The 13,820-nt window shown below is 42.4% G+C and carries 13 protein-coding genes and 4 tRNA genes; 13 read left to right on the top strand and 4 right to left on the bottom strand.

The window, feature by feature from the left end; translation table 11 throughout:
• Window position 1 precedes the first annotated feature (1 nt).
• The 5 genes from AAEY94_RS15385 (at window position 2) to AAEY94_RS15365 (ending at window position 1,784) form a co-directional block, all read left to right on the top strand.
• A tRNA-Gln gene (locus AAEY94_RS15385) sits at window positions 2–76 on the top strand.
• 5 nt (window positions 77–81) lie between these two features.
• A tRNA-Met gene (locus tag AAEY94_RS15380) sits at window positions 82–158 on the top strand.
• Between the two features lie 93 nt (window positions 159–251).
• Window positions 252–336: transfer RNA gene (locus AAEY94_RS15375), tRNA-Leu, on the top strand.
• Between the two features lie 48 nt (window positions 337–384).
• A tRNA-Gln gene (locus tag AAEY94_RS15370) sits at window positions 385–459 on the top strand.
• Between the two features lie 299 nt (window positions 460–758).
• Entirely contained in the window at window positions 759–1,784 is a 1,026-nt protein-coding gene (locus AAEY94_RS15365; RefSeq protein ID WP_350979185.1) for a patatin-like phospholipase family protein, read from the top strand.
• 266 nt (window positions 1,785–2,050) lie between these two features.
• Here the strand turns inward: AAEY94_RS15365 and AAEY94_RS15360 are convergent, their stop codons facing one another.
• The 3 genes from AAEY94_RS15360 to lolB all read right to left on the bottom strand — a co-directional run bounded on the left by AAEY94_RS15360 (window position 2,051) and on the right by lolB (window position 4,619).
• Window positions 2,051–2,998: a ribose-phosphate pyrophosphokinase gene (locus AAEY94_RS15360; RefSeq protein ID WP_350979184.1), complete on the bottom strand. Its 948-nt coding sequence runs from the start codon at window positions 2,996–2,998 to the stop codon at window positions 2,051–2,053.
• Window positions 2,999–3,088: 90 nt separating this feature from the next.
• A complete protein-coding gene (gene ispE, locus AAEY94_RS15355) occupies window positions 3,089–3,961 on the bottom strand; it encodes a 4-(cytidine 5'-diphospho)-2-C-methyl-D-erythritol kinase (RefSeq protein ID WP_350979183.1) in 873 nt (290 codons plus the stop codon).
• Between the two features lie 46 nt (window positions 3,962–4,007).
• The gene (lolB, locus tag AAEY94_RS15350) at window positions 4,008–4,619 is read right to left on the bottom strand and encodes a lipoprotein insertase outer membrane protein LolB (protein ID WP_162023774.1); all 612 of its coding nucleotides are present in this window, start codon (window positions 4,617–4,619) and stop codon (window positions 4,008–4,010) included.
• Window positions 4,620–4,856: 237 nt separating this feature from the next.
• Here lolB and hemA point away from each other — a divergent pair, with 237 nt between their 5' ends.
• The 8 genes from hemA (at window position 4,857) to AAEY94_RS15310 (ending at window position 12,742) form a co-directional block, all read left to right on the top strand.
• The gene (gene hemA / locus AAEY94_RS15345) at window positions 4,857–6,107 is read left to right on the top strand and encodes a glutamyl-tRNA reductase (protein WP_182744293.1); all 1,251 of its coding nucleotides are present in this window, start codon (window positions 4,857–4,859) and stop codon (window positions 6,105–6,107) included.
• A 14-nt stretch (window positions 6,108–6,121) separates the two neighbouring features.
• Window positions 6,122–7,207: a peptide chain release factor 1 gene (gene prfA / locus AAEY94_RS15340; protein WP_101088717.1), complete on the top strand. Its 1,086-nt coding sequence runs from the start codon at window positions 6,122–6,124 to the stop codon at window positions 7,205–7,207.
• 9 nt (window positions 7,208–7,216) lie between these two features.
• Window positions 7,217–8,071 (top strand): peptide chain release factor N(5)-glutamine methyltransferase, encoded by an 855-nt coding sequence (prmC, locus tag AAEY94_RS15335; RefSeq protein WP_059744790.1) that lies wholly within the window; start codon window positions 7,217–7,219, stop codon window positions 8,069–8,071.
• A 124-nt stretch (window positions 8,072–8,195) separates the two neighbouring features.
• Window positions 8,196–8,591, top strand: coding sequence for a SirB2 family protein (locus AAEY94_RS15330; protein ID WP_011636208.1), 396 nt, complete (start codon window positions 8,196–8,198; stop codon window positions 8,589–8,591).
• Window positions 8,592–8,601: 10 nt separating this feature from the next.
• Entirely contained in the window at window positions 8,602–9,390 is a 789-nt protein-coding gene (locus AAEY94_RS15325; RefSeq protein WP_101088718.1) for a transglutaminase family protein, read from the top strand.
• A gap of 193 nt (window positions 9,391–9,583) precedes the next feature.
• Window positions 9,584–10,831, top strand: a complete 1,248-nt coding sequence (locus AAEY94_RS15320; RefSeq protein WP_101088719.1) for a DUF819 family protein — start codon at window positions 9,584–9,586, stop codon at window positions 10,829–10,831.
• Window positions 10,832–10,848: 17 nt separating this feature from the next.
• Entirely contained in the window at window positions 10,849–11,700 is an 852-nt protein-coding gene (gene kdsA / locus AAEY94_RS15315) for a 3-deoxy-8-phosphooctulonate synthase (protein ID WP_011636211.1), read from the top strand.
• Between the two features lie 169 nt (window positions 11,701–11,869).
• On the top strand, window positions 11,870–12,742 hold the full coding sequence (locus tag AAEY94_RS15310) for a DMT family transporter (RefSeq protein ID WP_350979182.1): 873 nt from the start codon (window positions 11,870–11,872) through the stop codon (window positions 12,740–12,742).
• Between the two features lie 94 nt (window positions 12,743–12,836).
• On the opposite strand, the gene AAEY94_RS15305 is transcribed toward AAEY94_RS15310, so the two are convergent.
• Window positions 12,837–13,814 (bottom strand): ketopantoate reductase family protein, encoded by a 978-nt coding sequence (locus tag AAEY94_RS15305; RefSeq protein WP_350979181.1) that lies wholly within the window; start codon window positions 13,812–13,814, stop codon window positions 12,837–12,839.
• Window positions 13,815–13,820: the final 6 nt, after the last annotated feature.

Here is a 13,820-nt window from a genome sequence, read left to right as displayed (position 1 = left end):
TTGGGATATCGCCAAGCGGTAAGGCACTGGGTTTTGATCTCAGCATTCCAAGGTTCGAATCCTTGTATCCCAGCCATCTTTGGCAATGTAGCTCAGCTGGTTAGAGCACAGCACTCATAATGCTGGGGTCGCAGGTTCAAGTCCCGCCATTGCTACCATATTTACTGGGTAGAGTGAGTTGTACTTACGTTAGCTGGTAAAGCAAAGTTTACTCTGAAATAAAAAGAGTATACTCTAAGTTAAAATTTGATGCGGGAATGGTGGAATTGGTAGACACGCCAGATTTAGGTTCTGGTGCCGCGAGGTGTGAGAGTTCAAGTCTCTCTTTCCGTACCATCAAATTTTAGTCACAATTGTTCTTCATATCTGTTTAAAAAATACTATTGGGATATCGCCAAGCGGTAAGGCACTGGGTTTTGATCTCAGCATTCCAAGGTTCGAATCCTTGTATCCCAGCCAAATTCTAAAAAGCCCGTCTTATAGACGGGCTTTTTGCTATTCTTTTTCAGCAAAATATTTTCAGCAAAATGTTTTGAGCATATTGAAGCCTGTTGATGTTAATACTGCTCAAAGAAAATCACCCCTTAGCCTTATCCCATCTGCTATCAAGTTACTCTGAATAAGCAGATAATTAATACAATCGGTATTGTTTACCAATAGTATTTTCCTATCAACGCGATTGATTCTATCGGTTATCTATTTTACTTACTGTTGTTTAGACTTGTCTTATGCAGTGAATATTTTTAGAAAGGCTTATCATGAACGTCCTAACACCAACACCATTAACGAACCCTTATGAAGCATCACAACCCAAGATGGCACTGATTGCTGAAGGTGGTGGTCAGCGAGGGATATTCACTGCTGGTGTTTTAGATGCGTGGTTAGATAATGATTTTGATCCCTTTGATTTATTCATAGGCACATCTGCTGGTTCACAAAATCTCACGAGTTATTTATCTCGCCAAAAAGGCTATGCCAAGCGATTAATCCGTGGGTTATCACGACATAAGCGATTTTACCAACTGGGCCGAGGGTTAGTTGGCGGAAATGTTGTCGATTTGGACTGGTACTTTGATAAAACGACTCAAGGTAGTTTTGCCTTAGACTTTACCGCAGCAGCAAAATCTTTGGGACAACGCGAGTTACTGATCACCGCAACTAATTCACGCGACCGACAAGGTTATTTCTTACGCCCAAATGGTGATAATGACCACTGGCGCGAATTGCTTAAAGCCTCAAGTGCATTACCCTTTCTATATAAACAGGGGGTTAAACTTGCGCCCTGGTTAACCGCCAGTGCAGCTAATCAAGTTCATACCGACGATGATTACCCTCAAGCGGACTTTTATCTTGATGGTGGACTGGCTGCGCCGTTACCGGTTCGTGAAGCATATCGCCGTGGTGCGAGAAAAATAGTGGTAATTCGTACTGTTAATGCAGATTTTCATGCACAGTCTGCTTGGGTGCATAAATTAAAATCATGGATTTGTGTGTCAGGTTATTGTCCCAAAACCATAGATTACTTGGTTCAGCATGAACATGCTTACGAACAAGAGCTCGCGTTTATCGCCAATCCACCAGATGATGTCGAGATCATTCAAATTTTTGCTGATGATGATCTGCAAAGCAAATTGTTGGGTAGCACAGATATGGGCTTACGCCATGATTATCAAACCGGTATCACTGCGGGCAATACTTTTTTACACACTCAAAAGGCATTCTATTCTGCACATTCTCAGCATCCGCTAGAGTCGAATGCAGTCATGCAAAGCATGACTGCATAGATGAGTCTGGTTTTTGGGTTTGGAAGCGGACGATGAGATGATGCTATTGATTCAATCAATAAATGCACTTATGAGTTGAATGCTTGAAGGTTGTAGAATGATTTGACGGATAATGTTAGACATCAGCCATTCAATAATGACGAACATCTGGTAATGGTGGTTCGGCTTATTTCTCAAGTAACTTATATAAAGTATTTTTGCGAGGTTTAACCAAACAAAAACGCACTCGTAAGAGTGCGTTTAGTTGTTTCACTCACTAAAGATGATTAGTGGCGGAACATCGCAGAGATTGACTCTTCGTTGCTAACGCGACGAATCGCTTCAGCTAATACTGCAGTCATCGTTAGCTGGGTCACTTTAGCCACTTTCAGCATTTCAGGGCTTAATGGCACCGTGTCTGTCACGATAACTTCATCGATAACAGAATTAGCAATATTTTCAGCAGCATTGCCTGAGAATACCGGATGAGTAGCATAAGCGAACACGCGGTTAGCGCCATGTTCTTTTAATGCTTCAGCAGCTTTACATAAGGTGCCACCCGTGTCGATCATGTCATCAACGATGATGCAATCACGGCCTTGAACATCACCAATAATATGCATTACTTGGGCAACGTTAGCTTGTGGACGACGCTTATCGATAATCGCAAGGTCAGAATCATCTAATAGCTTGGCAACTGCACGAGCACGAACTACACCGCCAATATCAGGAGACACAACAACAGGATTTTCTAATTTCTTTGCCAACATGTCTTCAAGTAACACAGGGCTACCGAACACGTTATCAACAGGGACATCAAAGAAACCTTGAATTTGCTCAGCATGTAAGTCACAAGTCAATACGCGGTCAACACCCACGCTTGACAAGAAATCTGCAACAACTTTTGCGGTAATGGGTACACGTGCACTGCGTACACGGCGGTCTTGACGAGCATAACCAAAGTACGGAATAACGGCAGTAATACGACCCGCTGATGCACGACGTAGCGCGTCAACCATTACAATAAGCTCCATGAGATTATCGTTAGTTGGTGCGCAAGTAGATTGGATGATGAACACATCCGCACCACGTACATTCTCGTTTATTTGAACACTGATTTCACCGTCGCTGAAACGGCCTACAACTGCGTCGCCAAGTTTGCAAAATAAACGGTCGGCTATCTTGGCGGCTAGATTTGGGGTAGCGTTACCAGCAAAGAGCTTGATGTCGGGCACTTTATGAACCTCAGGTGTTTGCTTTACGATTAAAGGCTAGATCAATTTTACGTGTTGTCACTCAAAACTGACCCAGAAGAAATAATGTTGTTAGAGCTGCTCAAGTCGTATTTGTAATGGCGACTTGTTCATCCCTTTTGCGACAAAACCTCGCATATCAGCCGGTAATTTGGCTAAAGCGTCAAGGGCTTGTTGCGAATGTGTAAATTCCCCGAACACGCATGCACCTGTTCCGGTCATTCTCGACGGCGCATATTCTACCAGCCAGCTTAAGGCATTGGCAACTTGAGGGTGCTTAGTTGTGACCAGTTTCTGACAATCATTGCTCCATTGTTGAGTCATTAAACTACTCATAACCAATTTTGGTGTGTTACGTGGCAAATCAGGATGTTGAAAAACATCCTGGGTTGACACATGTACATCAGGGACAATAACCAAATACCATGACTCGGGTGGTTGTACTGTGATTAACTTCTCACCTACACCTTCGGCAAACGCAGATAAACCATTAATAAAAACAGGGACATCCGCACCAAGCGTTAAGCCAATTTCAGCCAGTTTACTGGGTGAAACATTGGTTTTCCATAAGGCATTTAGCGCCACTAATGTGGTTGCCGCATCAGATGAACCGCCGCCTAAACCACCACCCATAGGCAACAATTTTTCTAACCATATATGCGCACCGCCTTGATATTGGGCGTAACGCTTAAGTGATTTTGCGGCCTTAAGAATTAAGTTATCGCTGTTAGCGACAGAATCGGACATCGTAGAATGGAGAATTAAATCTGGTGTGTCTGTGATATGAAAATCAAGGTAGTCACAATGGTCAATAAATTGAAATAGTGTTTGTAATTCGTGATAGCCATCGGCTCGTTGGCCAGTTACATGTAAAAATAAATTCAGTTTTGCAGGAGCAGGCCAACTTTTGGATACCGCTGATTTGCGTGATTTCGTCGATGTCATGTTTTGTTCACTACCTTGTTGATTAGCCAGCACTGAATATTTAACGTTATTTAGTTTTGGCTGCTACCGCTGTCCATTGATTAGTTTGAATTTTTATTTGTACATTTTCACGCTCAACCTTCAACAACCTAGGCACAAGCGCGCCGCTTTGTTGTTGCCAACCGAGAAAACTGACTACCCAATTGGCTTCAGAGTCGTGACTGATTAATTGTTTAATTGTGCCATCAGGATTATAGCTGACAATTTTATCATTGCTGCCAATTTGGCCGGTAATCCATAAAGGAAGGCTATCAAGCGGGATTGACCATCCGCTAATACCTGTCAGTAAATCTTGTGCATTACTGTCACGATAGGTTTTGCCGTCAACTTCAAGTGTCGCCATACCTTGATTTGTCTTAAGGGTTAATACTGTAGTGCCTAATACCGTTGTTAGGCGTAAATCATTTGCTTTAGGTTGATGTAGCCAATACAAATTGGTGCTGAATTTATCTTGCGATGTCTTGACGGCAATTTTGCCTTGAAGTTCCCATGCTTTGGCTTGAGCTGCGTTGGTCACATCGATAGGGGTGAAATCATCAGATGGAGTGACACTACAACCGGCTAAGACAAGCAACACGGTAATGAGAGCGGTATGAAATAAAGATGCAGATAAACGCAATGGATTGCCTAGCGGTTGCTTAAGATGATCTTATGATACTGGGCTTAAGCCATTATGTAAAAATGCTTTTGCCAAAATTAATGTGATATTAATGTAATGGTTTGCACAATAGATATGTGATCAATAAATAAAAATTTAGACATTTATTCGGTTTTGTTAAGCCAATTGTGTTTTTAGTTGGTCCAATTCAGTAGAATAGCCTAATTAACGTCACCGAAAAGAACTTGATACCGTCTAATGAGCCTAGTAATAATCGGGATAAACCATAAAACCGCCACGGTAGATTTGCGTGAAAAAGTCGCTTTCTCTCCAGACCGCATTCATGATGCCATGAAAAGCTTGGCCAGTCGCACCCGCACGGGTGAGGCTGTTATTGTGTCTACCTGTAACCGAACTGAGCTATATTGCAATAATGCTGAAAAGGAAGACATTATTGAATGGTTAGAAGATTATCATGGTTTAGATCATAGCGATTTAATGCCGTGTATCTACGCCTATGAAGAACAAGTTGCTGTCAAACATTTAATGCGGGTAGCGTCAGGTTTAGATTCTCTGGTGCTAGGCGAACCGCAAATTTTGGGACAGGTCAAACAAGCGTTTGTGAAAGCCAAAGAAGCAGGCACTATTGCATTAACCATCGATCGTTTATTTCAAAATACTTTCTCAGTGGCTAAAAAAGTGCGTACTGACACTGAAATCGGTGCTGCCGCGGTTTCTGTTGCCTTTGCCGCTGTCAGCATGGCCAAACATATTTTCTCATCGTTGAGCACCACTAAGGTGTTACTCATTGGTGCTGGAGAAACCATTGAATTAGTCGCTAAGCACCTTAAAGATAATGGTGTTGCTTCTATGGTGGTGGCAAATCGCACGATTGAACGTGCTCAAGCCATGTGTGAAGAGTTTAATGCGACCGCAATTACCTTAGAACAAATACCAGACTTTCTCGCTAAAGCCGATATCGTGATATCCTCTACCGCCAGCCCTTTGCCTATTTTAGGTAAAGGTATGGTCGAAAAAGCGCTAAAACAGCGTCGTCACCAACCTATGTTGTTGGTGGATATTGCAGTTCCAAGAGATATTGAAGCAGAAGTCGGTGAGTTAGACGACGCATTCCTTTATACTGTAGACGATCTGCATAGCATAATTGAACAGAACATGGCTTCACGTAAAGAAGCCGCCGAGCAAGCAGAATTAATTACTGAAGATCAATCACACTTATTTATGGAGTGGATTAGGTCTTTAGAGTCAGTCGACAGTATTCGCGAATATCGCAGCCAGAGCTTGGCTATTAAAGATGAATTAGTTGAACGTGCCTTGAATAAATTATCTCAAGGCAGTGATAGTGAACAAGTGATACTTGAGTTAGCTAACAGGCTGACCAATCGTTTGATACATTCACCTACACAAGCGCTCACTTCAGCAAGCCGCCAAGGTGATTTGAATACGTTAGGCCAATTAAGAACTGCGCTTGGTTTAGATAAAAACTAAGGTTAGCGAGCTAAATGAAAGAATCCGTTATCCGCAAGCTTGAAGGCTTGCTCGAACGTAATGAAGAAGTATTAGCGTTACTCAGTGATGCTACCGTGATTTCGGATCAAGACCGTTTTCGTGGATTATCAAAAGAATATTCTCAACTTGAAGATGTTGTGAGTAGCTTTAAGGCATTTCAACAAGCTCAAAAAGATTTCGACTACGCCAAAGAGATGCTTGAAGAAGACGATCTTGAAATGCGCGAAATGGCGCAAGATGAGTATAAGCAGTCAAAGCAAGTGCTAGAAAAGCTTGAAGATGAATTACAAGTTTTACTATTGCCAACAGATCCTAACGATGACACCAACGCGTTTCTTGAAATTCGCGCCGGTGCTGGTGGTGATGAAGCGGCTATTTTTGCTGGCGACTTATACCGTATGTATTCACGTTACTGTGAAGCCAACCGTTGGCAAATGGAAGTGATGAATGTCAACGAAGGCGAGCATGGCGGCTTTAAAGAAATCATTGTTAAAATCAGTGGTGACGGTGCTTACGGCAAATTAAAGTTTGAGTCAGGCGGACATCGCGTTCAACGTGTGCCTGAAACCGAATCTCAAGGCCGTGTGCATACTTCTGCTTGTACTGTTGTGGTATTGCATGAAGTACCAGAGGCTGAAGCGATTTCGATTAATGCAGCAGACTTAAAAGTGGATACATTCCGCGCCTCTGGTGCGGGTGGTCAGCACGTTAACAAAACCGATTCTGCTATTCGTATTACCCATATTCCATCTGGCATTATTGTTGAGTGTCAGGATCAGCGTTCACAACATAAAAACCGTGCCCAAGCGATGAGTGTATTGGCAGCGCGTATTCAAGCGGTTGAAGATGAAAAAAGACGTAGCGCTGAAGAAACAACCCGCCGTAGTTTAGTGGCCAGTGGTGATCGTTCTGAACGTATTAGAACGTACAATTACCCACAAGGTCGCGTAAGTGATCATCGTATCAACTTAACGCTATATCGCTTGAATGAAGTCATGGAAGGCGATTTAAATGTCTTGCTTGAACCTATCATGCTAGAACATCAAGCAGACATGCTTGCAGCGTTAGCTGACGATTAAGGAGTGCTCTTGACTCAGTCTTCGTATTCAACAATTGCTGAAGCCCTGCAATGGGCTTATTCACAATTAGCTGCAACCTCTGAATCTGCACATGTGGATGCAGAGGCATTGCTATTGCATTGTATGAATAAAAATCGCAGTTTTTTATACACTTGGCCTGAGCGGCAGCTGACCAGTGAGCAATTTAAAGCTTATAGTCAGATGATTACTAAGCGTCAAAGTGGCACTCCGGTTGCGCATATTATTGGTGAGCGAGAGTTTTGGTCATTACCCTTCATTGTCAACGACTCCACCCTTATTCCACGGCCTGATACTGAAATTTTAGTAGAGACTGCACTGAACTTATCTGTGCGTCACAATGCCAAAGTATTGGATTTAGGTACCGGAACGGGGGCCATTGCATTGGCTCTAGCGTCTGAGCGCCCAAAATGGCGAATTACTGCCATTGATAATGTGCCTGAGGCTGTCGAGCTTGCTAAAGCTAATCGCGGTAATCTTAATTTAACCGAAGTAGAAATTATCCAGTCGGACTGGTTTTCAGCGGTAGAGCAGCGCGATTTTGATTTAATTGTGTCTAATCCTCCTTACATTGATGAAGCCGATGAGCATCTTCATTTAGGCGATGTTCGCTTTGAACCGCAAAGTGCACTCACCGCAGGCAATGAAGGTTATGCTGATTTGTATTACATTGCAGAGCAAGCACGGGCTCATTTACTTCCCGGTGGTTACTTATTGCTTGAGCATGGCTATGAGCAGGCAATCAAAGTTCGTGAAAAACTGATTGAGCTGGGTTATCAAAATGTCGCCACAGTGCGAGACTTTGGCAGCAATGATCGATGTACGCTAGGACAATGGGCTGATTGATAATCCTGTCTTACTCGGCGTTTCCCTTCTAAGTAAATAACACTCATCGTGATATTGGTATGTGGCTGGTTGATAGAGTAGACTAGCCACCTTTTATTTTGACCTTTTTAATGAGACTTAATTAATGGAAACATTTTACAGTTTATATCCAGCGGTAAAGCATACTCACATGATGCTAGTTGCCATGAGTGTGATCTTTTTTATCGTGCGTTTTGTTTTGCATTTACGTCAGTCTCCTATTATGGAAAAAAAGTTTGTTAAAGTGGCGCCACATGTTATTGATACCTTTTTATTACTATCAGGCTTCACTCTTTGCTTTATGATCAAACAATATCCTTTTGTTGATCCATGGATGACAGAAAAAATCATCTGTGTTGCGGCATACATTGCTTTAGGCATCATGGCACTTAAATCTAACCGTAATAAACTGTTTAAGTTTTTTGCTTTTATCGGTGCAATAGGTTGGGTAGTGTTAGCGGCCAAACTGGCTCATTTTAAACAAGTCGTATTCATGGGTTAATTGGTTTTTAATGGCAAAATATCATCTTGATGATGCAGTTTCGATACCTGAAACTGCATTTGAACTCTCTGAACATCTTGGCTTTTCAACCTCTAAACCTGCTATGTGGGCATGGTATGAAATGGCTGGTTCGGTATTGAGTCACTATGTTGTTGACCAACAAGCACGGCTTGAAGGTCTGTTTAAGTGGTTTTACAATGATTTAGGCTTTTGTGCTCGCGATGACTATTTTAGTGTTGAGGCGGCAGATTTAAGCTATTGCGTGTTAAAGCGTCAAGGTAACAGCACCACGTTATCAATATTACTCATTTTATTGGCTAAGCAACTCGACTTAACACTCGAGGCGGTTTTATTACCCGGTAATACGGTATTAAAAAGCCAAGTGAATGATGTTATTAGATATCATGATCCGCTTACAGGTGAAGAGCTTAGCCGTCATCAGTTGCATGCATTTGTACGTGGTGAATTGGGTAATGCGGCTAAATTAAAGCCGAGTCATCTAAAAACAGCTACGCTAAAACGATTAATTAGCCGCATGTTACATGAGCTAAAAGCGGGTTGTATTGTCAGTCATAAATTTGAACAGGCAATGGAATGCTGTAATTTATTATTACAATGGCATCCAGATGATGTACATCTTAATCGCGAGCGAGCGTTTATTGCGCAGCAATTAGGTTGCATTAAAGTGGCCATGTCTGATTTACAACACTTCATTGATTTGAGTCCGCATGATCCGGTGATTGAACTGGTTAAGATTCAATTAAAGGAACTCAGTCAACATATGCAGGTTTATCATTAATGATGTGATATTACCTGCCGAACAGGCTGCTTTGGGTTAACTCAAAGTGGCTTTAGTTCGCAAGTCGGGCGCCAGCAAGCTCAGTTTTAAAAGCTCTGCTGCGAAATCATGCGATTTGAATCACCATTGATTTTCGCAATAACAATCACAATAACAACAAAAAATATAATGTATTTGTAAGGGAGAACACTGCATGACAACGTCAGCAATGGTGAGCAATGATGCCACCGCACTGGGTATACTCGCCGTTATTTTAGGTTTTGTTTTTTACACTAGTTCATCTACCCATCCGTTTTGGCAAAAATTCTATAAATACATCCCAGCATTACTACTGTGCTATTTCTTACCTTCATTACTAAACACTTTTGGCGTGATTGATGGTCATGCGTCACAACTGTATTTTGTTGCTTCGCGGTATTTATTACCTGCGTGTTTAGTGTTATTGATTTTAAGTGTCGATTTAAAAGCCATCCTGAGTTTAGGCCCTAAAGCGGTGATAATGTTTTTAACCGGCACGCTGGGGATTGTTATTGGCGGACCGATTGCGCTATTAAGTGTATCAATGATTGATCCATCACTACTAGGTGGTAATGGTCCTGACGCAGTATGGCGCGGCATGACAACCTTAGCGGGAAGTTGGATTGGTGGTGGTGCAAACCAAGCCGCGATGAAAGAGATTTATTCGGTCGGTGGTGAGATATTCTCGGTAATGGTTACGGTAGATGTCATCGTGGCCAATATTTGGATGGCAGTACTGCTGTTTATGGCATCAAAAGCTAAAGAGATTGATGCCAGAACGGGTGCAGACACCACCGCAATTGAAGCACTAAAAGAGAAAGTAGAAAAGTACCACGCCGAGAATTCACGTATTCCATCACTTCGCGACATCATGTTAATTGTGGCGGTTGGGTTTGGGGTAACAGGGTTTGCCCATTTTGCGGCAGATTTCTTGGGGCCATTCTTTGAAGCCAACTATCCGTGGACCGAAGATTACAGTTTAACCTCTAAATTCTTCTGGTTAGTGGTAATTGTGACTACTATTGGCTTAGGACTTTCATTTAGCCCTGTGCGTCATCTTGAAGCCTCTGGCGCCTCTAAAATCGCCTCGGCATTTTTATACATTCTCGTTGCAACCATAGGTTTGCATATGGATGTGTCTAAAGTCATGGATACGCCGATTTATTTCTTAATCGGTATCGTGTGGATGTTAGTGCATGCAGGATTAATGTTATTGGTTGCTAAACTCATTAAAGCGCCATTGTTTTATATGGCAGTGGGCAGCCAGGCAAACGTGGGCGGAGCTGCATCGGCGCCAGTGGTGGCTGCTGCATTCCATCCAGCATTAGCACCTGTAGGGGTGTTGTTGGCAGTATTCGGTTATGCATTAGGTACTTACATGGCATGGCTATGTGGTCAGTTATTACAAATTGTTGCAGCGTAATGCGCTAAGAGGATCAAATGGATCAAAAAATTATTCAGTTATCTAATAACGTTCAAGTCGCTAACGATAAGCCGTTCGTGTTATTTGGTGGTATGAATGTGCTTGAGTCGCGCGATTTAGCAATGTCGATTGCCGAGCATTATGTGGAAGTGACCCAAAAGCTTGGCATTCCATATGTGTTTAAAGCGTCTTTTGATAAAGCCAATCGTTCATCGGTTAACTCATACCGTGGCCCTGGTATGGAAGAAGGTTTACGTATTTTTGAAGAAATAAAATCAACCTTTAACGTACCGATGATAACCGATGTGCATGAAATTCATCAGTGTGCGCCAGTTGCAGAAGTTGTCGATATTATTCAGTTGCCTGCATTTTTAGCACGCCAAACTGATCTTGTAGTGGCAATGGCGAAAACCGGTGCAGTGATCAATGTGAAAAAACCGCAGTTTCTAGCGCCACACGAAATGCGTCACATCATTACCAAGTTTAACGAAGCCGGTAATGACAATATTATTTTATGTGAACGTGGCAGTAGTTTTGGTTACAACAACCTCGTTGTAGACATGCTAGGCATGGACGAAATGAAACAAACCGGTTATCCGGTAATATTTGATGCCACTCATGCACTACAACGCCCTGGTGGACGAGCAGATTCTGCTGGTGGACGTCGTGCACAAGCAACCGAGCTTGCTCGTAGTGGTATGGCATTAGGTTTAGCGGGTCTATTTATCGAAGCCCATCCCGATCCTGATAATGCAAAATGCGATGGCCCATGTGCGCTACCACTGCATTTATTAGAGAAATACCTAACCCAGATGAAAGCGGTAGATGAATTGGTTAAATCTTTTGAGTTTATTGATACCAGCAAGTAAGCCATCAATGACATTGAATGACTGAAACAGCGGTAAGTTGATTTTTAATCAATTAGGCATTTAATCAGTGTCTTTTAATGGTCGTAAACAGTAATCTAATTGCCCTTGTATAAGCCCTGACTTTTTACCAAGTTTCAGGGCTTTTTTATGTAATGAGCAATAGTTAATTATGTGGATCATGTTTACCTTCCTCGCTGCGTTTATGCAGGCGTGGCGCAATGCATTTCAAAGCAAACTCAGTAAAGAAGTCAGTGTTGCAGGTGTTACCTTGGCTCGATTCATTTGGGCCGGCCCCATTGCTGCGTGTTATCTGTATGGTTTACATCAATATCAACCTAGTGCATTACCTGAGTTTACAGGGACATTTTTGGGTTTTGTTATTGGTGCATCATCGATGCAAATTCTAGCAACAGGCTTGATGGTTAAACTGTTTAAAATGCAAAACTTTGCCATTGGTGCCGGGCTGGCTAAAAGTGAAGCATTAGTCGCTGCAATACTTGGGGTGCTATTTTTCGGCACACAATTATCCCTATTAGGCTGGATAGGCGTTGTTATTGGCGGCTTAGCAATAATGTTGTTAAGCAGTAAACAGGGTTTTAAACAACTTTCAGTTAAAACAGTCTTATTAGGGCTTGCATGTGGCAGTGCTTTTGCGTTGACCTCGCTATGGGTACGCGAAGCAAGTTTAACTCTGCAAGGGCCGTTTACGCATCGTGCTGCATGGGTATTACTGTGGGTTATTGGCTTACAAACAATCGTGCTCATTGGTTATTTGCTGGCAAAAGATAAATCGACTTTAGCGGCGTTATGGCAACGACCCACATTAACCTTATCAATTAGTATCACCAGTTGTATCGGTTCAATTGGTTGGTTTAGCGCAATGTCGTTGCAGGCTGTGCCTTATGTTAAAACACTCGGCCAGATTGAGGTGTTTTTTACCTTGATGATCGCTGTTTTTTGGCTTAAAGATAAAGTTAAAATTAACGATGTAGCGGGTTTGATTTTAATCGCGATAGCAGCTGTTTTGGTCATGTGGAGCTAAATCCAGTAGCAAATAATTATCAGTTCAAATATTTTGATTTGGGTTGACTTACCCGATGATTTAAATTGAGTTGAGGCGAGTGATAGCATCGCATTCAAGATTTACTCAATTGCAAAACCTTGTCGACGAGATATTGATTATTGGGCACATTAAGATGAAGCGCCTTGGCTTGCTGGCAAATGTAGCCATTTATCTCATTAATTTCAGTCGGTCTGCTGTGGGCGACATCTTGATACATAGATGAGAAGTTTGCCGAGGTTAACTCAATCACCTGATAAACCCGCACTTTGACAGCCGCCTTATCTAATATGATGCCATCATATTTAGCCACTTCTACTAGCTCATCGATAATGGCACTGATCTGTGATTGATATTCTGTTGCTGCCAATTGGCCATTCGCACACTGATTTAACGCGGTTAACGGGTTTATTACTGCATTAATGGCCAGCTTTTGCCACAAGACTGGTAATACAGGTTGATGCCACTCAATCGGTTGGTTGTCACTATGTAGACGAGTTAAGCATGTCTTTAATGCTGCCGACATAACAGAGCCACAATAATGACCTAGCTGAGTCACACCCAAACCACTGTACTTCACCTGCCACGGGCTTAACTTCAACGCCGCTTGTGAAGTGGTGCCTAAGGTTAAGCCCATATCCTTATAACGCATAAGGGCTGCAGCAACAGGTAAGTGCGGCCCTAAACCATTATGGAGTGATACAATATGGCATTGAGGCGACAGTTTCGGTAATAAAGGTAAAAGCGCTTGCTCGACTTGATAGGCTTTAACACACACAAACAGTAATTCAACTCGCGCTAAGCGGTTATCATCTGTTCCCAATATAGTCGCTAAGGCTTCATGGGTGTGTTGGGTGTGGTCAATAAAACGCAATTGTTGATGGCGAGTCTGCTTATCTCTGCCAATCAACATCACCTCGTTTACTTGAGTTTCTTGGGTATTAACACTCAATTTATGATACATCAATTGCCCAATCGCACCTGCACCTAAAACGGCAATAAGAGCATTATTGTCGTGTGTGGATGACGCTGGCAACGCTGATGTTCTTACCATGAGGTA

Origin of the sequence: Shewanella sp. AC34-MNA-CIBAN-0136 (assembly GCF_040309945.1) — a bacterium.
Lineage (GTDB): Bacteria > Pseudomonadota > Gammaproteobacteria > Enterobacterales > Shewanellaceae > Shewanella.
The sequence above is the reverse complement of the archived record's forward strand: the minus strand, read 5'-3'. Positions and strand labels throughout refer to the sequence as shown.